Origin of the sequence: Streptomyces flavalbus (assembly GCF_042674625.1) — a bacterium.
GTDB classification, from domain to species: Bacteria; Actinomycetota; Actinomycetes; order Streptomycetales; family Streptomycetaceae; genus Streptomyces; species Streptomyces flavalbus.
The window spans coordinates 2,763,159-2,783,232 of record NZ_JBHTEB010000001.1; the positions used below are offsets into that span (position 1 = coordinate 2,763,159).

Below are 20,074 nucleotides of genomic sequence, written 5' to 3' on the forward strand. Positions count from 1 at the left end.
CTACGCCCGGCCAGGGAAGAAGATCTTCACCTCGCGCTCGGCGGACTCCTCGGAGTCGGAGGCGTGGATCAGGTTCTCGCGGACGATCACACCGTAGTCACCGCGGATGGAGCCCGGCTGCGCGGCGATCGGGTCGGTCGGACCGGCGAGCTGCCGCAGCCCCTCGATGACCCGCTCACCCTCGACGATCAGCGCGACGACGGGACCGGAGGCCATGAACTCGACGAGGGGCTCGTAGAAGGGCTTGCCCTTGTGCTCGCCGTAGTGCTGCTCCAGCGTGTCCTGGTCGAGGGTGCGCAGTTCCAGCGCGGTGATCTGCCAGCCCGCCTTGCGCTCGATACGGCTGATGATCTCACCGGTCAGGCCCCGCCGGACGGCGTCGGGCTTGAGCAGCACGAGGGTGCGCTGGGTCACGAGGTGCTCCTTGGAATCAAAGGATGTGCGGGAGACGAAGATTACCGGGCGTGTCCCCCCACCCGTTACGCAGCGTCAGGCTGACGCCCCACACCGCGCGTCGGCGTCGGCACCGGCCTGACGGGCCTCACACCGCGTCGGGCTGGTCCGCCTCGGTGGCCGCCGCGAAGCGGGCCTTCGCCTCGTCCACCTTCCGTCCGAAGTGCACCGAGGACCACCACAGGCCCGCGAACAGCGCGCCCACCACGAACATCATCGGCACGAAGAACCCGGAGGCGACCAGGCCGAGCTGGAGCGCCCAGCCCAGGGCGACCCCGCCCGGCCGGGTGACAAGACCGCACAGCAGCAGGCTCAGCAGCATCCCGGCGCCGCACACCGCCCACACCGTCCCCGTGGACAGGTCGTCGCCCTTCATCGCCACCAGACCGGCGAACCCGATGATCAGGAACTCCGCGATCAACGTACCGGAACAGAGCGTACGCATCAGAAAGTCAGCCCCTCCCCAGAAGCAGCCGGGCCTCGCCGACCGTGATGACGGAACCGGTCACCAGCACACCGCCGCCCGCGAACTCGCCCTCTTCCTCCGCGAGCGTGATCGCCTCCTCCAACGCGTCCGGCAACCGCGGCTCGACCTGCACCCGCTCGTCGCCGAACACCTCCACCGCGACCGCCGCCAGCTCGTCCGCGTCCATCGCGCGGTGACTGGAGTTCTGCGTCACCACGATCTCCGCGAACACCGGCTCGAACGCCTCAAGCAGCCCCCGCACGTCCTTGTCCCCGCTCGCGCCGACCACCCCGATCAGACGGCTGAACTGGAACGCCTCCCCGATCGCCTCGGCCACCGCCCGCGCGCCCGCCGGATTGTGCGCCGCGTCCAGCACGACCGTGGGCGACCGCCGTACGACCTCAAGGCGGCCCGGCGACGCCACCGCCGCGAACGCCTTGCGCACCGTGTCCACGTCCAGCGGCTCGGCGCGCTGCGCGCCCACCCCGAAGAACGCCTCCACGGCGGCCAGCGCGACGGCCGCGTTGTGCGCCTGGTGCGCGCCGTGCAGCGGCAGGTACACCTCGGTGTACTCACCGCCGAGCCCGCGCAGCGTCAGCAACTGCCCGCCGACCGCGACCTGCCGGTCCATGACCCCGAACTCCAGGCCCTCCCGGGCCACCGTGGCGTCCACCTCGACGGCCCGCTTCAGCAGCACCTGCGCCGCGTCCACCGGCTGCTGCGCCAGGATCACCGTCGCGCCCTGCTTGACGATGCCCGCCTTCTCCGCGGCGATCTCGCCGGGCGTGGACCCGAGCCGGTCGGTGTGGTCCAGGTCGATCGGCGTCACCACGGCGACGTCACCGTCGATCACGTTGGTGGCGTCCCAGCTACCGCCCATGCCGACCTCGACCACGGCCACGTCGACCGGCGCGTCCGCGAAGGCGGCGTACGCCATCCCCGTCAGCACCTCGAAGAACGACAGCCGGTAGTCCTGCTGGGCGTCGACCATCTCGACGTACGGCTTGACGTCCCGGTACGTCTCCACGAACCGCTCGGCGGAGATCGGCGCGCCGTCCAGGCTGATCCGCTCGGTGATCGACTGCACGTGCGGGGACGTGTACCGGCCGGTGCGCAGCTCGAAGGCGCCGAGCAGCGCCTCGATCATGCGGGCGGTGGACGTCTTGCCGTTGGTGCCGGTGATGTGGATCGACGGGTACGTGCGCTGGGGCTCGCCCAGGACGTCCATCAGCGCGGAGATCCTGCGGACCGACGGCTCCAGCTTGGTCTCGCCCCAGCGGGTCGCCAGCTCGGCCTCGACCTCGCGCAGCGCCTTGTCGACCTCCGGGTCCTCGGGGCGGGTGGGCACGTCTGCCTGGGGCGGGCCGCCCTGGGTGCGGAGGGTGCGGCTGCCTGCCTCGATCACGGCGAGGTCGGGGTCGCGCTGGGTTTCGGCCTCGATGATGTCTTCGAAGGAGTCGAGGGGGTCGGGCTCGTTCTGGTCGGTCACGGGGCCAGTCTACGGAGCGGGGGTGACATCGGGTGGGGGGTGGCTTGTGTCGTCGGGTGAGTGCGGCGTCGTGGTGGCTTGTCGCGCCCACGCGGCGGAGCCGCACATTGACACAGCCCCGCGCCCCTGGAGTACGTGAGGGCCCCGGCGCCTTCCAGCACCGAGGCCCTCCCAGCCGTGCAGACCGCTACGCCTCCGGCAGCTTCTCCAGCTGCGCGGAGATGCGGGCGATGTCCTCCTCCGCCTTCGACAGGCGGCCCCGGATCTTGTCCACGACATTGTCCGGTGCCTTGGCCAGGAACGCCTCGTTGCCGAGCTTGGCCGTGGCCTGGGACTTCTCCTTCTCGGCGGCGGCGAGGTCCTTCGTCAGCCGCTTGCGCTCCGCCGCCACGTCGATCGTGCCGGACAGGTCCAGCGCGACCGTCGCCCCGGCGACCGGCAGGGTGGCCGTCGCCGCGAAGGCGTCGCCCTCCGGCTGGAGGCGCAGGAGCTGCCGGATGGCGGCCTCGTGGGCGGCGAACGGCGTGCCGTCCAGGGTGAGGCGGGCCGGGACCCGCTGGCCGGGCTGGAGGCCCTGGTCGGCGCGGAAGCGGCGGACCTCGGTGATCACCGACTGGAGGTCGGAGATCTCCCGCTCGGCGTCGGCGTCCCGGAAGCCGGAGTCGGCGGGCCAGTCCGCGATGACCAGGGACTCACCGCCGGTCAGCGTCGTCCACAGCGTCTCGGTGACGAAGGGGACGACCGGGTGCAGCAGCCGCAGCGTGACGTCGAGGACCTCGCCGAGGACGCGCTTGCTGACCTCGGCCGCCGCGCCGCCCGCCTGGAAGGTGGTCTTGGACAGCTCGACGTACCAGTCGAAGACCTCGTCCCACGCGAAGTGGAACAGGGCGTCGGAGAGCTTCGCGAACTGGTAGTCCTCGTAGAACGCGTCGACCTCGGCGACGACCGAGTTCAGCCGGGAGAGGATCCAGCGGTCGGTCGAGGACATCGCGGCGGCGTCGGGCAGCGGGCCCTCCACCGTGGCGCCGTTCATCAGGGCGAACCGGGTGGCGTTCCAGATCTTGTTGGCGAAGTTCCGGGAGCCCTGGACCCAGTCCTCGCCGATCGGGACGTCGACGCCGGGGTTGGCGCCGCGCGCCAGGGTGAAGCGCAGGGCGTCGGAGCCGTACTTGTCCATCCAGTCCAGCGGGTTGACGACGTTCCCGAAGGACTTCGACATCTTCTTGCCGTTCTGGTCACGGACCATGCCGTGCAGGGCGATGGTGTGGAACGGCGGGGTGCCGTCCATCGCGTAGAGGCCGAACATCATCATCCGGGCGACCCAGAAGAAGAGGATGTCGTAGCCGGTGACCAGGACCGAGTTCGGGTAGAACTTCGCGAGCGACTCGGTCTGCTCGGGCCAGCCGAGCGTGGAGAACGGCCACAGGCCGGAGGAGAACCAGGTGTCGAGGACGTCGGAGTCCTGGTGCCAGCCCTCGCCGCTCGGCGGCTGCTCGTCGGGGCCGACGCAGACGACCTCGCCGTTCGGGCCGTACCAGACGGGGATGCGGTGGCCCCACCAGAGCTGGCGCGAGATGCACCAGTCGTGGAGGTTGTCGACCCAGTCGAAGTACCGCTTCTCCATCTCCTGCGGGTGGATCTTGACCTTGCCGTCGCGGACGGCGTCACCGGCGGCCTTCGCCAGCGGGCCGACCTTGACCCACCACTGCATGGACAGGCGCGGCTCGACGGTGGTCTTGCAGCGCGAGCAGTGGCCGACGGAGTGGACGTAGGGCCGCTTCTCGGCGACGATCCGGCCCTCGGCGCGCAGCGCGGCGACGATCGCGGAGCGGGCCTCGAAGCGGTCCAGGCCCTGGAAGGGGCCGTGGACGGTGATGACGGCGTGCTCGTCCATCACGGTGATGGCGGGCAGGCCGTGGCGCTGGCCGATCTCGAAGTCGTTCGGGTCATGGGCCGGGGTGACCTTGACGGCGCCCGTGCCGAACTCGGGGTCGACGTGGGTGTCCGCGACGACCGGGATGGAGCGGTCGGTGAGCGGCAGCTTGATCCGCTTGCCGATGAGGTGCTGGTAGCGCTCGTCGTCGGGGTGGACGGCGACGGCGGTGTCACCGAGCATCGTCTCCGCGCGGGTGGTGGCGACGACGATGGTGTCCTCGCCCTCGCCGTACTTCATGGAGACCAGCTCGCCGTCGTCGTCCTGGTACTCGACCTCGATGTCGGAGATCGCGGTCAGACAGCGGGGGCACCAGTTGATGATGCGCTCGGCGCGGTAGATCAGCTCGTCGTCGTAGAGCCGCTTGAAGATGGTCTGGACGGCCTGGGACAGGCCCTCGTCCATCGTGAAGCGCTCACGCGTCCAGGCGACGCCGTCGCCGAGGCGGCGCATCTGCCCGGAGATCTGCCCGCCGGACTCGGCCTTCCACCGCCAGACCCGCTCGACGAACGCCTCCCGGCCGAGGTCGTGCCGGGACTTGCCCTCCTTGCCCAGCTCCCGCTCGACGACGTTCTGCGTGGCGATGCCCGCGTGGTCCATGCCGGGCTGCCACAGCGTCTCGTGGCCCTGCATCCGCTTGCGGCGGGTCAGGGCGTCGATGAGGGTGTGCTCGAAGGCGTGCCCGAGGTGCAGGCTGCCGGTGACGTTCGGCGGCGGGATGACGATGGTGTACGGCGGCTTGTCGCTCTTCTCGTCCGCCTCGAAGTAACCGCGTTCTACCCAGCGCTCGTACAGCGTCCCCTCTACCTCGGCCGGCGCGTACTGGGTCGGCAGTTCGGTGATGGGCGCTGGTTGCTGCTGCTGAGTGTTCTCGGTCACGGGCCCAGTTTAGGGGTGTCACCACGCCGTCCCGAAACGCGATTCCTTTGTAACGGCTGGCACCCCGGTGCGGTCGCGGCACCTGGCCTGGGCCAGGATGTCAGGAACGCATAAGCATCTGGAGGGGAACCCAGTAATGAGCTACAACCAGCCGGGCCCGTACGGCGGGCAGCCCCAGCAGCCCGGACCGTACGGTCAGCCGGGTCCCTACGGTCAGCAGCCGCAGGCTCCCCAGCCCGGCTACGGCTACCCCCAGCAGCCGCCCGCCCAGCCGCAGCCGGGGTACGGCTACCCGCAGCAGCCCGGCCAGCCCGGCGTGCCCCCGCAGCAGCCCCCGTACGGCCAGCCGCCCCAGCAGCCCTACGGGCAGCAGCCGTACGGCGTTCCGCAGCCCCCGGCGCCCGGCGGCGGCAAGAAGAAGACCGGCCTGATCATCGGCGCGGTGGCGGTCGTCGCGGCGATCGCGGTCGGCGCGTACTTCGTGCTCGGCGGCAGCGGCAGCGGCTCGGACATCGCCGACGACGGCCCGCACAAGCTGACGACGCCCGCGACCGTCCTCGACGGCGAGTACAAGAAGGGCGACGGCGAGGAAGACGGCATGACGGACGAGGACATCAAGGACGCCGAGAAGTGGGGGGTGAAGAACCCCACCGACGTCGAGGCCGAGTACACCTCCGGCAACGAGGACAACCCGCTGTCGCAGAAGGCGCTCAATTTCGGCGGCGTGTACGGCGAGATCGAGGACCCCGAGGCGGTCGTCGACGCCTTCCTGGCCCATATGGAGAAGAAGGCCGGGGAGGAGGACGACGAGGACATGAAGGTCACCTTCGAGGGTGAGCCCACCTCGTACGACAACGCCGACGGCGCCGTGCTGAAGTGCCAGGACGCCAAGATGGAGCCGACCGACGACTCGTCGTCCAGCGGGGGCCCGAGCAAGATGTACGTGACCTACTGCGCGTGGGGTGACTACAGCACGCTCGGTCTGGTGATGCCGATGGACTACGCGAACATCGCCGCGGAGAAGAAGTCGGACCAGGCCGCCGCCGCGGAGATCACCGCCAAGCTCCGTGAGGAAGTCCGCGTCAAGTCCTGACGGCCCGTAACGGCGAGGGGGCCCCGGCCGGTTGGCCGGGGCCCCTCCCCATGTGTACGACGGCTACGCCGACTTCTGCTCGCCGTTGCCCCGCCCCCGCGCGTCCCGCGGGATCAGGGTCGGGTTGACGTTGGAGTGGACGACGTCGGCGGTGATGACGACGCGGGCGACGTCCTTGCGGGACGGCACCTCGTACATCACCGACATCAGCACCTCCTCCATGATGGCGCGCAGGCCGCGGGCGCCGGTCTGGCGGAGGATGGCCTGGTCGGCGATGGCCTCCAGCGCCTCCCGCTCGAAGTCCAGCTCCACACCGTCGAGTTCGAACAGCCGCTGGTACTGCTTCACCAGCGCGTTACGCGGCTCGACGAGGATCTGCAGCAGCGCCTCGCGGTCGAGGTTGTGCACGGAGGTGATGACCGGCAGACGGCCGATGAACTCGGGGATCATCCCGAACTTGACCAGGTCCTCCGGCATGATGTTCTCGAACTGGTCCTTGGACTCCAGCTCCCGCTTGGAGCGGATGGTGGCGCCGAAGCCGATGCCCTTCGCGCCCGCCCGGGACTCGATGATCTTCTCCAGGCCCGCGAAGGCGCCGCCCACGATGAACAGCACGTTCGTGGTGTCGATCTGGATGAACTCCTGGTGCGGGTGCTTGCGCCCGCCCTGCGGCGGCACCGACGCCGTGGTGCCCTCCAGGATCTTCAGCAGGGCCTGCTGGACGCCCTCACCGGAGACGTCACGCGTGATGGACGGGTTCTCGCTCTTGCGCGCGACCTTGTCGATCTCGTCGATGTAGATGATCCCGGTCTCGGCCTTCTTGACGTCGTAGTCAGCGGCCTGGATCAGCTTGAGCAGGATGTTCTCGACGTCCTCGCCCACGTACCCCGCCTCGGTGAGCGCGGTGGCGTCGGCGATGGCGAACGGGACGTTCAACATGCGGGCCAGGGTCTGCGCGAGGAGGGTCTTGCCGGAACCCGTGGGGCCGAGCAGCAGGATGTTGGACTTCGCCAGCTCGATGGCGTCGTCACGGCCCTGCGCGCCGCCGTTCTCGCCCGCCTGGACCCGCTTGTAGTGGTTGTAGACCGCCACCGACAGGGCCTTCTTCGCGGCCTCCTGGCCGACGACGTACCCCTCGAGGAACTCGTAGATCTCCCGGGGCTTCGGCAGTTCCTCCCAGCGGACCTCGCTGGACTCCGCCAGTTCTTCCTCGATGATCTCGTTGCAGAGATCGATGCACTCGTCGCAGATGTACACACCGGGACCTGCGATGAGCTTCTTGACCTGCTTCTGGCTCTTGCCGCAGAACGAGCACTTGAGCAGATCGCCGCCGTCACCGATGCGTGCCACGGTGTGCTTCCCCTTCGCCTGGGAGCGCCTGGACGCCTGCGTCCGGCGGCTCCTGGTGCTGCCTTATGTCCGACGGTACCTTGCCGAGCCCCCCGTTCGGGCCCCCCTTGGCACGGTTCGCTTTGACGTGGACCGGGCCAGAGCCGTGCCAAGGGGCGGCAGACGCTACAGGATCCGCGTCAGCGGACGTCAGCGTTGTTCATCTTGCGGGTGGAGATGATCTGGTCGATCAGACCGTACTGGAGGGCGTCCTCCGCGGTGAGGATCTTGTCGCGCTCGATGTCCTCACGGATCTTCTCGATCGACTGGGTGGAGTGCTTGGCCAGCATCTCCTCCAGCTGCGAGCGCATCCGCAGGATCTCGTTGGCGGCGATCTCCAGGTCCGAGACCTGGCCGCGGCCGGTCTCGCTGTAGGGCTGGTGGATCAGCACGCGCGCGTTGGGCAGCGCCATCCGCTTGCCGGGCGTACCGGCGGCCAGCAGCACGGCCGCGGCGGAGGCCGCCTGGCCCATGCAGACCGTCTGGATGTCCGGCTTGACGAACTGCATCGTGTCGTAGATCGCCGTCAGCGCGGTGAAGGAGCCACCGGGGCTGTTGATGTAGACCGAGATGTCCCGGTCGGGGTCCATCGACTCCAGGCACAGGAGCTGCGCCATGACGTCGTTGGCGGAGGCGTCGTCGATCTGGACGCCGAGGAAGATCACCCGCTCCTCGAAGAGCTTCGCGTACGGGTCGTACTCGCGGATGCCCTGGGAGGTGCGCTCGACGAAGCGCGGGATGACATAGCGGGACTCGGCGGTCGGGCCGGTGTAGCGGCCCTGGGCGCCGCTCATGTCCTGCACGGCGTCCATACGGTCGTAGAGGCCGCTGCCGGGGAAGTGGTTCACGGTGTCTCCTGGAAAAGGGCTGGGGCGGTGGCTGGGGGCTTGGCCGGGGCTGGCGCGCCCCGACGGGAGCGCGGTGTCTGCCGGGGCCTGGAAGGGGCCGCTACGGCCCTCAGGAGGCCGCCCCGGTACCGCCGCCGCCCGGCATACCGGCGGCCGTCGGGATCACGTCGTCGATGAGCCCGTACTCCTTGGCCTCGTACGCGTCGAACCAGCGGTCGCGGTCGGAGTCACGGGTGATCTGCTCGACGGACTGACCGGTGTGCAGCGAGGTCAGTTCGGCCATGCGCTTCTTGGTGTGCAGCAGCCGCTCGGCGTGGATCTTGATGTCCGAGGCGGAACCGGCCAGGCCCGCGGAGGGCTGGTGGATCAGGATCTCGGCGTTGGGCAGCGCGAAGCGCTTGCCGCGGGTGCCCGCGCTGAGCAGGAACTGGCCCATGGAGGCCGCGAGGCCCATGGCGATGGTGACCACGTCGTTCTTGATGAACTGCATGGTGTCGTAGATCGCCATACCGGCCGTGATCGAGCCGCCGGGGCTGTTGATGTAGAGGTAGATGTCCTTGTCGGGGTCGGCGGCAAGGAGCAGTAGCTGTGCGGTGATCTTGTTCGCGATATCGTCGTCGACCTGCTGGCCGAGGAAGATGATCCGCTCGTTGAGCAGCCGGTTGTAGACCTGGTCACCGAGGCCACCACCGATGGAAGGCTCGCCGGCGGCGGAGGGCATCAGATTCGTCACGTATCCACCTGCTCGTCTTGCGACGGCGCCGGGCCGTCGGGCCGTCTTGCTTTCTGCCGTATTCATGGACCCTAACGCCGTGGCCCGCCCGGCGAATCCCGGTAAGGGGGGTGTTCGCCGGGGGCGTAGTCGCTCCGCCGGGTTGGCGGGGGCCGTCCTCGCCGTGGTGTCGGCCGGGTACGGCGACGGGCCCCGGGTCACTTGCGTACCCAGGGCCCGTCGTGGCTCACTCGCGGATCACCGGTCGTGCCGTGCGGCTCAGGCCTCGGGCTTGTCCTCGGCCTCGGTCTGGTCGGCGGTGCCCTCGGCGGCCTCGACCGTCTCGGTGGCGGACTCGGTCTTCTCGACCTCGTCCTCCTCGTCGTCGAGGTCGACGACCTCGCCGTTGGTGTCCTTGACCGTGGCGGCCTCGACGACGACGGCGAGCGCCTTGCCGCGGGCGACCTCACCGACGAGCAGCGGGACCTGGCCCTGCTCGACGACGGCCTGCGCGAACTGGTCGGGGGACATGCCGGAGGAGGCCGCGCGCCGCATGAGGTGCTCGGTCAGCTCCTCCTGGTTGACGTTGAGCTTCTCCACCTTGACCAGCTCGTCGAGGACGAACTGGGTCTTGATGCCCTTGACCGCGGCCTCGCGGGTCTCCTCGTCGAACTCCTCGGCGGTCTTGCCCTGGAGCTCCAGGTACTTGTCGAGGGTGAGGCCCATCTGGCCGAGCTGGTGGTGCTCCAGGTTGTGCTTGCGGGTGTTGATCTCGTCCTCGAGCAGCTTCTCGGGGACGGGCACCTCGACCAGCTCCAGCAGCTTCTCCAGGACGCGCTCCTGGGCCTGCGTGGCCTGGTCGTACTTCTTCATGTTCTCCAGGCGCCCGCGGCTGTCCGCCTTCAGCTCCTCCAGGGTGTCGAACTCGGAGGCGAGCTGCGCGAAGTCGTCGTCCAGCTCGGGCAGTTCGCGCTTGGCGACCTGGGTGACCTTGACGGTGACCTCGGCCTCGCGGCCCGCCGCGGAGCCGCCCTTCAGCTCGGAGGTGAAGGTGGCCTCGCCACCGGCCTCCAGGCCCTTCACGGCGTCGTCGATGCCGTCCAGCAGCTCGCCGGAGCCGATGGTGTAGGAGACGCCGTTCGCGATGCCGTCCTCCAGGACCTCGCCGTCGACCTTGGCCTCCAGGTCGATGGTGATCACGTCGCCGTCCTCGGCGGCGCGCTCGACCGGGGTGGTCGAGGCGAAGCGCTCGCGGAGCTGCTCGACGGACTTGTCGACGTCCTCGTCGGTGACCTCGACGGCGTCGACCTCGACCTCGATGCCGGAGTAGTCCGGGATCTCGATGGTCGGGCGGATGTCGACCTCGGCGGTGAAGTTCAGCGTGTCGCCGTCCTTCAGCTCGGTGATGTCGACCTCGGGCTGGCCCAGCACGCTGACCTCGGCCTCGTTCACGGCGCGCTCGTAGAACTTCGGCAGCGCGTCGTTGACGGCCTCCTCCAGCACGGCGCCACGGCCGAACCGCTGGTCGATGACCCGGGCGGGGATCTTGCCCTTGCGGAAGCCCTTCACCGTGACCTGCTGGTTGATCTTCTTGTACGCCGCGTCGAGGCTGTCCTTGAGCTCCTCGAAGGGCACCTCGACAGTGAGCCGAACCCGGGTCGGGTTCAGGTTCTCCACGGCGCTCTTCACGGTTCGGTCTCCTTGTGGCTGACTTCTCGGGTTCTGCCGGAGCCAGACCGGCCCGGCGGATGTGGTCGCCCGGAGGACTACTGTGCGACTTCACTTTCACTGCGGAGACACACGGAGACACGGGCGCGCAGCTTGCATAGTAGCCGCAGCGACGGACCCGCCCAAAAGGCGATCACCGAGGTGATCGGGAGAGTGGGTGGTTGGTCGGGGTGGCGGGATTTGAACCCACGGCCTTCCGCTCCCAAAGCGGACGCGCTACCAAGCTGCGCCACACCCCGTCTGGTGCGACACGTAGGGTACATGGCCGCAGGCCGTACGGCCGCCGCATTTAGGGGGTGTGCGGCGAGGGGGTGCGACCCGCTACGATGCCTGTGGTGCCGCGGTCGGCTGACCTGCGGCGCGTCTGTGTGCGGGCGTAGCTCAATGGTAGAGCCCCAGTCTTCCAAACTGGCTACGCGGGTTCGATTCCCGTCGCCCGCTCTGTCACGCACGAGGGCCCGGTTCCGTGGAACCGGGCCCTCGGTGTTCGCGGGCCCGGCGGACGGCGTCCAGTGGTCGGATCGCTGGAACCAGTGATCGCTAGAACTGGATCGAGTTGATGGTCGTCGCTATCGAGTCGAGGAACCGCTGGATGTCGTCGGCCATGCCCGTCGAGGCGAGGAAGAAGCCGAAGAGGACGGCGACGATCGCGGGTCCCGCCTTGAGCGAACCGCCTCGGATCAACACCACCATGATGATCGCCAACAGCAGCACCACTGACAGCGAAATGGCCACAACTGATCACACCCTCGGTCGGTCCGCACTCCCGCCGGGGATGCAGCCCAGCACCCCCGTCAGACCATCGTGCCACCAACGGCCCCTGCCTATGCGGCGCGTGACGGTTCGTTGGCCATGACAAAAGCCGCAAAGGTCAGGATTCGGCTGAAGTTGGAAATGTCCAACCGGTGTACAGCCGGTGAACCGAGAGGTTTTGCGAATCCTCACAGCCGCCGCTAGGGTGCCTCAAATGTTTCAGGCTGCATCGTCTTCCCGGCCCGCAAAGACGACTTCCGGCCAGCAGCGCGACGCTTTCTTCGACAACGCAAAGTACCTCGCGATCGTCCTGGTCGCGGTCGCCCACTCCTGGGCGCCTCTGCGGAACGAGAGCCGAACCCTGGATGCCGCGTACGTCCTTGTGTACGCCTTCCACATGCCGGCGTTCATCATCATCTCCGGCTTCTTCTCGCGCAGCTTCGACATGCGCCCCGACCGGCTCAAGCGCCTGGTCACGGGGCTCGTCGTGCCGTACGTCATCTACGAGGTCGCCTACACCCTGTTCCGGCGGCACTTCAACGACCAGCCGGACCTGGCGATCAGCCTCCTCGACCCGCTGTTCCTGGTCTGGTTCCTCGCCGCGCTGTTCGTGTGGCGGCTGACGACGCCGCTGTGGAAGCTGGTGCGCTACCCCCTGCCCCTGGCCCTGGTCATCGCGATGCTGGCGTCCGTCAGCCCGAAGATCGGCGAGGACCTGGACATGCAGCGGGTGCTCCAGTTCCTGCCGTTCTTCGTCCTCGGCCTCCTGATGAGGCCCGAGCACTTCCAGTGGGTCCGTCGGCGGTCGATGCGGATCGCCGCCGTTCCGGTGTTCCTGGGCGCGGCGGCGGTGGTCTGGTGGGCCACGCCCCGGTTCGACACCAACTGGGTGTACCACCGTGACGCCGCCCAGGCCATGGACCACCAGTGGTGGACCGGGCCGCTGATGACGCTCGTCATGTTCGGCGCCGCGCTGGTGCTGACCGCCTGCTTCTTCGCCTGGGTGCCGGGCCACGACACCTGGTTCACCTCGCTCGGCGCGGGCACCCTGTACGGCTTCCTGCTGCACGGCTTCGTGCTGTGGGGTTCGGAGTACGCGGGCTGGTACGACGCCGCCTGGCTGCGCCGCCCGTACGGCGAGGTCTTCGTGACCGTGGTCGCGGTCGTCGTCATCACCCTGCTGTGCACCGCGCCCGTACGGCGCGTGTTCCGGTTCTCCATGGAGCCCCGGATGGAGTGGGCGTGGCGCAAGCCCCCCGCGACGGCCACCGGCGAGGCCGGTAAGCGGAGCGAGGACGGCGGACAGGCGACCGTACGCGAGAGCGTCGGGGCCTGACGCCTCACGCCTTCTGGTCCAGGCCGAGGAGTGCGCGCATTCGCGCGTACTTCTCGGTCAGTCGTGTGCGGGTGGCGGCGTCGAGGCGGGCGAGGCGTGCGGGGTCGGCGTTGTGGGCCAGGTCGGCCTGTTTGACCAGGAGGGCGCCCGGGGTGGCGAGGATGCGCCCCGCGTACGCCTCTGGGGGCTCGCCGGGGCGTTTGGTGACCGCGCGCACGATGTCCTTCGTACGGCGGCTCAGGGGCGCCTCGTCGAGCCACCGCGCCGACAGGGCGTCGTCCTCCACGGCGTCGTGCAGCCAGGCGGCGGCGATCTGGTCGTCGTCGCCGCCCCGCGCGCGGACGCCTTCGGCGACGGCCCGCAGGTGCTCGGCGTAGGGCCTGCCCGCCTTGTCGGTCTGCCCCTCGTGGGCGGCGCGGGCGAGGGCCTCCACGTCGGCCAGGCCGAGCGGCGCCCCGTGCGCCTCCCCCGCCGTCACCGCGCCTCCCCCGCCGTCACCGAACCTCCCCCGCCGTTACCGCGCCTCCCGCCGTCACCGAACCTCCGCCGCCTCGGCCGCCGCCTCCCGCCGTCACCGTGCCGCCTCCGCCTCGGCCGCCGCCTCCGCCGCTGCCGAGGCCGCCGCCGTCGCCGTAGGGCCCTCGCGGCAGATCAGGAGCAGGGCGCGGTCGTCGTTGACGTCCTTGGCGACGGCCTCGATGAGGTGCCAGGCGGCGCCGTGGAAGCCGCCGGTGACATAGCGGTCGGCCTCGCCGGTGAGGCGGTCGATGCCCTCGACGATGTCACGGTCGGAGGTCTCCACCAGACCGTCCGTGAACAGCATCAACACGTCCCCCGGGCGCAGTGAGCCCTTCACGGGGTCGAACTGGGCGCCCTCGTACACACCCAGCAGCGGCCCCTCCGCCGCCTTCTCCTCCCAGCGGCCGGTGCCCGCGCTGAGCTGGAGCCCCGGCGGATGGCCCGCGGAGTACAGCTCGTAGTCGCCGGAGTCCAGGTCGAGGACCAGGTGGATGGAGGTCGCGAAGCCCTCCTCCCAGTCCTGGCGGAGCAGATAGCCGTTGGCGGCGGGCAGGAAGGCGTGCGGGGGCAGGCTGCCGAGGAGGCCGCCGAACGCGCCGGACAGCAGCAGCGCCCGCGAGCCCGCGTCCATGCCCTTGCCGGAGACGTCCGTGAGGACGACCTCCAGGGTGCGCCCGCCGTTCGTGCGGGCCGCGACAACGAAGTCACCGGAGAACGACTGGCCCCCCGCGGGCCGCAGCGCCATCTCCCGGTGCCATCCCTGCGGCAGCCCCGGCAGCTTGCTCTGCACCCGGATGCGCTCGCGCAGGTCGAACAGCATGGTGCCGCCGCGCCGCCAGGGCACGCCGACCCGGCTGCGGAACTGCGCGATCAGCAGCCCCGTGAACCCGCAGGCCGCCACCACCAGCACCACGCCCGGTGTCACCCGCGACGGGCCCTCGGTGTACGGGCCGAGCTGGATCGACTCCACGATCAGCGCGGTGGCCGCCGCCGCGTACAGCCCGAGCAGGCTGGCCGGGCGCAGCAGCAGCCCGCCCGCGACGATCGGCAGGACCAGCGCGGCCGGTGAGCACCACACCGGGTTGGCCATCGTGCCGACGGCGATGAGCGGGATGGTGATCAGCAGTCCGGCCAACGCGATCCAGTCGGAGCCGTCGCCGCGGAAGTAGTCGACGGCGCTTCTGCGCACGCCGACGCGGGCCCGGTGCCACCTCATCCTCAACCGGGCCGGGAACGTCTCGGCCGCCGCGCGCCGCTCTCGTCCTGCTGCCATTAGTTCGGGACCCTATCCATCCGACCAGCCCGTTGGCACGGGAGGCCCCACTTGTCCCCCGTCCGGGGCTCGACTTCACAGTGAACTTCACGGAAAGCCATCGCGCCGCCACCCGGCAGAAATCCCCTCGCCCGGTCCGCAACACGCTGGTAGGCATGGGTGCATGGCAGCCAACTTCGCGACGCCCTCCGGCCCCGATCGGACCGGACGGACGGTCCTGCGCACCCTTGAACAGGACGAATGGGACAACTGGTACGACAACCTGATCCGGGCCTTCGGCGGGGTCCCGGAGGCGCCGGAGGAGCGGGCGCTGTGGCGGGACATCACCCAGTTCGACCGGTCGATCGGCGTCTGGGACGGGGCCTCGTGCGTCGGTACGACGAGCGCCTTCCGGTTCCGGCTGACGGTGCCGGGCGGCGCGTCGGTGCCGGTGGCGGGCGTGACGATGGTGAGCGTCGCCGGGACGCACCGGCGCCGCGGCCTGCTGACGTCGATGATGCGGCGGCAGTTGGACGACGTGCGCGCCTGGGGCGAGCCGCTGGCGGTGCTCACCGCCTCCGAGCCCGCCATCTACGGCCGGTTCGGCTACGCCGCGGGCACGTTCTCCCTCGGCGCCGAGATCGACACCGCCCGGGTGGGGCTGTCCGTGCCGCCCGGCACGGATGACGTGAGTCTGCGGTACGCCGACCACGCCGACGTACTCGACGCGTGTGAGGCGGTGTACGCGCGGCTGGTGCCGGAGCGTCCGGGGATGCTGGCCAGGGAGCCGCACTGGGAGCGGCTCGGGGTGCTGGACCCGGAGAGCGAGCGCGGCGGGGCGTCGCCGTTGCAGTGCGTGGTGGCGGAGCGCGGCGGTGAGGTCACCGGGTACGCGCGCTACCGGGTGCGGCCGGGCTGGGAGCCGTCCGGGCACAACGGCACGGTGCTGCTGTCCGAGCTGGCCGGTGCCGACCAGGCGACGGAGGCGGCGCTGTGGCGGTTCCTGTTCGGCCTGGACCTGACGGCGACGGTGGTGGTGCGGTCCCGTCCGGTGGACGACGCCTGGCAGCACCAGGTGACCGACATCCGGCGGTGCCAGCCGCGGCTGAGGGACTCCCTGTACGTGCGGGTGGTGGACGTCGGCGCGGCGCTGGAGGCGCGGACGTACCAGGCGCCGGTGGACGTGGTGTTCGACGTGGAGGACGCCTTCTGCCCGTGGAACACGGGCCGTTGGCGGCTGTCCGGCGACGCCAAGGGCGCGACCTGCGCCCGCACCACCGACCCCGCCGACCTCGCGCTGACGGAGCGGGAGCTGGGCGCGGCCTACCTCGGCGGGGTGGGCCTGGCCTCGCTGGCGGCGGCCGGGCGGGTGCGGGAGCTGCGGCAGGGGGCGCTGGCGGAGGCGGCGGTGGCGTTCGGGTCGGCGGTGGCGCCGTGGCTGCCGCACGGCTTCTGACCGGCCGTCAGCCGCCCTGGCACCCCGGGCACCAGAAGAGGTTGCGGGCGGCGAGGTCGGCGGTGCGGATCTCGGCGCCGCAGACGTGGCAGGGCTGGGTGGCCCGGCGGTAGACGTAGACCTCGCCGCCGTGGTCGTCGACGCGCGGCGGTCGGCCCATCGCCTCCGGGGTGTGCTCCGGGCGGACGGTGTCGATGCGGTTGTCGCGCACGCCCTCCCGCATCAGCGCGACCAGGTCCGCCCAGATCGCGTCCCACTGGCCGGGCGTGATGTCCCGCCCCGCGCGGTACGGGTCGATGCCGTGCCGGAAGAGGACCTCGGCGCGGTAGACGTTCCCGACGCCCGCGATGACCTTCTGGTCCATCAGCAGCGCGGCGATCGTCGTACGGCTGCGGCGGACCCGGGCGTATGCGAGCGCCGGGTCGGCGTCCGGGCGCAGCGGGTCGGGGCCGAGGCGGGCGTGGATCGCGTCCTTCTCGGCGTCGGTGATCAGGGCGCACGTCGTCGGCCCGCGCAGGTCGACGTACGAGGCGGTGTCGGCGAGCCGCAGCCGGACGGTGTCCGTGGGCGGCGGCGCCGGGGCGGGGCCGAAGGTGACCTTGCCGAACAGGCCGAGGTGGATGTGGACCCAGGACTCCGCGGAGCCCGGGGACCCGGCGAAGCCCAGGAAGAGGTGCTTGCCGTGGGCTTCGGTGCCGGTCAGCGGCGCGCCGTCGAGCAGGGCGGCGGCGTCGGAGAACTTGCCCTGGGGGCTGCTGACCCGGACCGGGCCGCCCGTGGCGAAGCGGGCGGCGTAGTCCTGGGCCAGCCGGTGGATCGTGTGCCCCTCTGGCACGGGTCGTTCCCTCCCTCGTCCGTCCCGCCCTTGCCTCCCCCGCTTACTGCTGGGGGTGGTGGGGCGGGATCGGCGGGAGGTCGCCGGTGGTCTCGTAGGCGGCGAGCATGTCGATGCGGCGCTGGTGCCGCTCGTCGCCGGAGAACGGGGTGTTCAGGAACGTCTCGACGAACTTCGTCGCCTCGTCCTGGGTGTGCATCCGGGCGCCGACCGCGACGACGTTGGCGTTGTTGTGCTGGCGGCCCAGCGCCGCCGTCTCCTCGCTCCAGGCCAGGGCCGCGCGGACGCCCTTGACCTTGTTGGCGGCGATCTGCTCGCCGTTGCCGGAGCCGCCGATGACGATGCCGAGGGCGTCGCCGTCGGCCGCGGTGCGCTCGGCGGCCCGCAGGCAGAACGGCGGGTAGTCGTCCTGGGCGTCGTAGATGTGCGGCCCGCAGTCGACGGGCTCGTGCCCCGCCGCCTTCAGCCAGTCGACGAGGTGGTTCTTGAGTTCGTAGCCCGCATGGTCGGAGCCGAGATACACGCGCATGGCAACGAGTGTGACACGCGGGTTTCCGGTCGGCAGCGCCGGGGCTCGCGGGGCCACGGCACGGTGGGGCCGGGACGGCGGGGAGGGGCCGGGACGGCGGGGAGGGGCCGGGGCGCTCGCACGCACCCCGGCCGCCCGCGTCAGCGCTTGTCGGCGAGCTTCCAGGCCGTCGGCAGGGCGCCCATCGCCAGGGCCGCCTTCAGGGCGTCCCCGAGCAGGAAGGGCGTGAGGCCCGCGGCGATGGCGGCGGAGGCGCTCATGCCGGTGGCGAGGGCGAGGTAGGGCACGCCGACGGCGTAGATGATCGCCTCGCCGAGGAGCATCGCCCCGGCCATCCGCGGCATGGAGCGGTCGGCGCCGCGCCGGGCGAGGGCGCCGACGACGGTGGACGCCAGGACCATGCCGAGGACGTAGCCGAAGGACGGCGCGGCGGCACCGGAGCCGCCCTCCGCGAACCACGGCACGCCCGCCATGCCCACCAGCGCGTACAGCGCGAGGGAGAGGAAGCCGCGCCCGGCGCCGAGGGCGGTGCCGACGAGCAGCGCGGCGAAGGTCTGGCCGGTCACCGGCACCGGGGAGCCGGGCACCGGGACGGCGAGCTGCGCGGCGACGCCGGTGAGCGCGGCGCCGCCGACGACGAGCGCGACGTCACGGACGCGGGAGGCGGGGATCAGGTCGGCGAGGACCTGTCCAGCGCGGACGGGGACGGCGGCGGTGCTCATGGGGACTCCGCGGAGGTGAGGGACACTCGGGACACCGTGACGCTATAACGGCGCCCTCGCGGCGATCACCATCACCGCTCGACAAAGGCTGGAACGGCGGCTTGGTGCGCTTCACACAAAGAACGCCGGTGACAGGGCCCCGGCGTGACCGACGTGACGGGCGTCCTACCCTCCGTCGTGCAAACGTCCGTATGGTGGTCGCCAACTGTCTACGTGGCCTTTATCCGCTGACACTGTGGACGTTTTTGCTATCGCACCGACTCACGTACTGGACGAGCCGCGCATGTCCCGCACCACCCCCACCGAGGCTCACGACGAGTCTCCTCCCCTCGCGGAACCCTCCCTCTCCCACGGCCTGAAGCAGCGCCACCTGTCGATGATCGCCCTCGGCGGTGTCATCGGCGCCGGTCTGTTCGTCGGCTCCGGCGCCGGTATCGCCGCCGCCGGTCCGTCGATCGTCGTCGCCTACGCCGTCTCCGGCCTGCTGGTGATGCTGGTGATGCGGATGCTGGGCGAGATGTCGGCGGCGTATCCGTCGTCGGGTTCGTTCTCCGCGCACGCCGAGCGGGCGATCGGGCCCTGGGCGGGCTTCACCGCGGGCTGGTCGTTCTGGGTGCTGCTGTGCACGGCGGTCGGCCTGGAGGGCATCGGCGCCGCGAAGATCGTCAGCGGCTGGCTGCCGGGCACGCCCGAGTGGGCGTGGGTGGCGCTGTTCATGCTGGTGTTCTGCGGCACGAACCTCGCCGCCGTGAAGAACTTCGGCGAGTTCGAGTTCTGGTTCGCGGCGCTGAAGGTCGGCGCGATCAGCCTCTTCCTGGTCCTCGGCGGCCTCGCCATCGCGGGCGTCCTGCCCGGCACCGACTCCCCCGGCGCGAGCAACCTCACCGACTTCCTGCCCCACGGCAGCGAGGGCCTCGTCATCGGCCTGCTCGCCTCCGTCTTCGCCTACGGCGGCCTGGAGACGGTCACCATCGCGGCGGCCGAGTCGGAGGACCCGGTCAAGGGCGTCGCCAGCGCCGTCCGCACGGCGATGTGGCGCATCGCGCTGTTCTACATCGGCTCGATGGCGGTCGTCGTCACCCTCGTCCCCTGGGACTCCCCGGACGTCGCGGAGAAGGGCCCGTACGTGGCCGCCCTCGACCACATCGGCATCCCCGGCGCCGGTCAGCTCATGAACGTGGTCGTGCTGGTCGCCCTGCTGAGCGCGATGAACGCCAACATCTACGGCGCCTCCCGCATCGCCTACTCGCTGGTGCGGCGCGAGCAGGGCCCGAAGGCGCTGGGCCGGGTCTCCGGCGGCGTCCCGAGGATCGCCGTCCTCGCCTCCTGCGTCTTCGGCTTCCTCTGCGTCGTCCTCAGCTACTGGCGGCCGGACGACGTCTTCGCCTGGCTGCTGAACATGATCGGCGCGGTGATCCTGGTCGTCTGGATCTTCATCGCCGTCTCCCAACTGCGGCTCCGCCGCCGCCTGGAGCGCGAGACGCCCGAGCGGCTGACGGTGCGGATGTGGGCGTTCCCGGCGCTGACGTGGGTGTCGCTGGCGGGGATGGCCGCCATCTTCGTCCTGATGGCCCGCGAGCCCGACACCCGCGTGCAGCTCTACTCGACGGGCGCGATGACGCTGGTGCTGGCGGCGGTCGGCTACGCCTGGCAGCGGAGCCGGACGGCCACGGAGGGCTGAC

The 20,074-nt window shown here is 70.6% G+C and carries 18 protein-coding genes and 2 tRNA genes; 5 read left to right on the plus strand and 15 right to left on the minus strand.

Annotated features, from left to right (window positions below):
* The 4 genes from ndk to ACFQZ6_RS12320 all read right to left on the minus strand — a co-directional run bounded on the left by ndk (position 1) and on the right by ACFQZ6_RS12320 (position 5,220).
* Complete coding sequence (gene ndk, locus ACFQZ6_RS12305) at positions 1 to 414, minus strand: nucleoside-diphosphate kinase (RefSeq protein WP_381607618.1); 414 nt, start codon at positions 412 to 414, stop codon at positions 1 to 3.
* Between the two features lie 127 nt (positions 415 to 541).
* Entirely contained in the window at positions 542 to 898 is a 357-nt protein-coding gene (locus ACFQZ6_RS12310) for a DUF4233 domain-containing protein (protein WP_381607619.1), read from the minus strand.
* 7 nt (positions 899 to 905) lie between these two features.
* Positions 906 to 2,408 (minus strand): bifunctional tetrahydrofolate synthase/dihydrofolate synthase, encoded by a 1,503-nt coding sequence (gene folC / locus ACFQZ6_RS12315; RefSeq protein WP_381607622.1) that lies wholly within the window; start codon positions 2,406 to 2,408, stop codon positions 906 to 908.
* A gap of 187 nt (positions 2,409 to 2,595) precedes the next feature.
* A complete protein-coding gene (locus ACFQZ6_RS12320) occupies positions 2,596 to 5,220 on the minus strand; it encodes a valine--tRNA ligase (RefSeq protein WP_381607624.1) in 2,625 nt (874 codons plus the stop codon).
* A 136-nt stretch (positions 5,221 to 5,356) separates the two neighbouring features.
* On the opposite strand from ACFQZ6_RS12320, the gene ACFQZ6_RS12325 reads away from it, so the two are divergent.
* Positions 5,357 to 6,313 (plus strand): hypothetical protein, encoded by a 957-nt coding sequence (locus ACFQZ6_RS12325; RefSeq protein ID WP_381607626.1) that lies wholly within the window; start codon positions 5,357 to 5,359, stop codon positions 6,311 to 6,313.
* A gap of 63 nt (positions 6,314 to 6,376) precedes the next feature.
* Here ACFQZ6_RS12325 and clpX read toward each other — a convergent pair whose 3' ends face one another.
* The 5 genes from clpX to ACFQZ6_RS12350 all read right to left on the minus strand — a co-directional run bounded on the left by clpX (position 6,377) and on the right by ACFQZ6_RS12350 (position 11,229).
* Positions 6,377 to 7,663 (minus strand): ATP-dependent Clp protease ATP-binding subunit ClpX, encoded by a 1,287-nt coding sequence (gene clpX, locus ACFQZ6_RS12330; RefSeq protein WP_381607628.1) that lies wholly within the window; start codon positions 7,661 to 7,663, stop codon positions 6,377 to 6,379.
* A 179-nt stretch (positions 7,664 to 7,842) separates the two neighbouring features.
* Positions 7,843 to 8,550 carry an ATP-dependent Clp protease proteolytic subunit gene (locus ACFQZ6_RS12335; RefSeq protein WP_381607630.1) on the minus strand — a complete coding sequence of 236 codons (708 nt, stop codon included), beginning with the start codon at positions 8,548 to 8,550 and terminating at the stop codon, positions 7,843 to 7,845.
* 109 nt (positions 8,551 to 8,659) lie between these two features.
* A complete protein-coding gene (locus tag ACFQZ6_RS12340) occupies positions 8,660 to 9,271 on the minus strand; it encodes an ATP-dependent Clp protease proteolytic subunit (RefSeq protein ID WP_360216913.1) in 612 nt (203 codons plus the stop codon).
* A 270-nt stretch (positions 9,272 to 9,541) separates the two neighbouring features.
* Positions 9,542 to 10,951 carry a trigger factor gene (gene tig, locus ACFQZ6_RS12345; RefSeq protein WP_381607632.1) on the minus strand — a complete coding sequence of 470 codons (1,410 nt, stop codon included), beginning with the start codon at positions 10,949 to 10,951 and terminating at the stop codon, positions 9,542 to 9,544.
* Between the two features lie 201 nt (positions 10,952 to 11,152).
* Positions 11,153 to 11,229, minus strand: a tRNA-Pro gene (locus ACFQZ6_RS12350).
* 131 nt (positions 11,230 to 11,360) lie between these two features.
* Here ACFQZ6_RS12350 and ACFQZ6_RS12355 point away from each other — a divergent pair.
* A tRNA-Gly gene (locus tag ACFQZ6_RS12355) sits at positions 11,361 to 11,431 on the plus strand.
* 99 nt (positions 11,432 to 11,530) lie between these two features.
* Here the strand turns inward: ACFQZ6_RS12355 and ACFQZ6_RS12360 are convergent.
* Positions 11,531 to 11,725: a hypothetical protein gene (locus ACFQZ6_RS12360; protein ID WP_360216846.1), complete on the minus strand. Its 195-nt coding sequence runs from the start codon at positions 11,723 to 11,725 to the stop codon at positions 11,531 to 11,533.
* A 232-nt stretch (positions 11,726 to 11,957) separates the two neighbouring features.
* Between ACFQZ6_RS12360 and ACFQZ6_RS12365 the strand changes: the two genes are divergently transcribed.
* Complete coding sequence (locus tag ACFQZ6_RS12365; RefSeq protein WP_381607634.1) at positions 11,958 to 13,079, plus strand: acyltransferase family protein; 1,122 nt, start codon at positions 11,958 to 11,960, stop codon at positions 13,077 to 13,079.
* 4 nt (positions 13,080 to 13,083) lie between these two features.
* On the opposite strand, the gene ACFQZ6_RS12370 is transcribed toward ACFQZ6_RS12365, so the two are convergent.
* Together ACFQZ6_RS12370 and ACFQZ6_RS12375 are read right to left on the minus strand one after the other, a co-directional pair.
* Entirely contained in the window at positions 13,084 to 13,557 is a 474-nt protein-coding gene (locus tag ACFQZ6_RS12370; protein ID WP_381607636.1) for an HD domain-containing protein, read from the minus strand.
* 93 nt (positions 13,558 to 13,650) lie between these two features.
* Positions 13,651 to 14,871, minus strand: coding sequence for a PP2C family protein-serine/threonine phosphatase (locus tag ACFQZ6_RS12375; protein ID WP_381607638.1), 1,221 nt, complete (start codon positions 14,869 to 14,871; stop codon positions 13,651 to 13,653).
* A gap of 163 nt (positions 14,872 to 15,034) precedes the next feature.
* Here ACFQZ6_RS12375 and ACFQZ6_RS12380 point away from each other — a divergent pair, with 163 nt between their 5' ends.
* Entirely contained in the window at positions 15,035 to 16,306 is a 1,272-nt protein-coding gene (locus ACFQZ6_RS12380) for a GNAT family N-acetyltransferase (protein ID WP_381607640.1), read from the plus strand.
* Positions 16,307 to 16,313: 7 nt separating this feature from the next.
* Here ACFQZ6_RS12380 and ACFQZ6_RS12385 read toward each other — a convergent pair whose 3' ends face one another.
* From ACFQZ6_RS12385 to ACFQZ6_RS12395, 3 genes are all read right to left on the minus strand, one after another.
* Complete coding sequence (locus ACFQZ6_RS12385) at positions 16,314 to 17,141, minus strand: Fpg/Nei family DNA glycosylase (RefSeq protein ID WP_381607642.1); 828 nt, start codon at positions 17,139 to 17,141, stop codon at positions 16,314 to 16,316.
* A gap of 43 nt (positions 17,142 to 17,184) precedes the next feature.
* On the minus strand, positions 17,185 to 17,670 hold the full coding sequence (locus ACFQZ6_RS12390; protein WP_381607644.1) for a ribose-5-phosphate isomerase: 486 nt from the start codon (positions 17,668 to 17,670) through the stop codon (positions 17,185 to 17,187).
* A gap of 140 nt (positions 17,671 to 17,810) precedes the next feature.
* Positions 17,811 to 18,392 (minus strand): biotin transporter BioY, encoded by a 582-nt coding sequence (locus tag ACFQZ6_RS12395; protein WP_381607646.1) that lies wholly within the window; start codon positions 18,390 to 18,392, stop codon positions 17,811 to 17,813.
* A gap of 283 nt (positions 18,393 to 18,675) precedes the next feature.
* Here ACFQZ6_RS12395 and ACFQZ6_RS12400 point away from each other — a divergent pair, with 283 nt between their 5' ends.
* Positions 18,676 to 20,073 (plus strand): amino acid permease, encoded by a 1,398-nt coding sequence (locus ACFQZ6_RS12400; protein WP_381607648.1) that lies wholly within the window; start codon positions 18,676 to 18,678, stop codon positions 20,071 to 20,073.
* The last annotated feature ends 1 nt before the right edge of the window (position 20,074 follow it).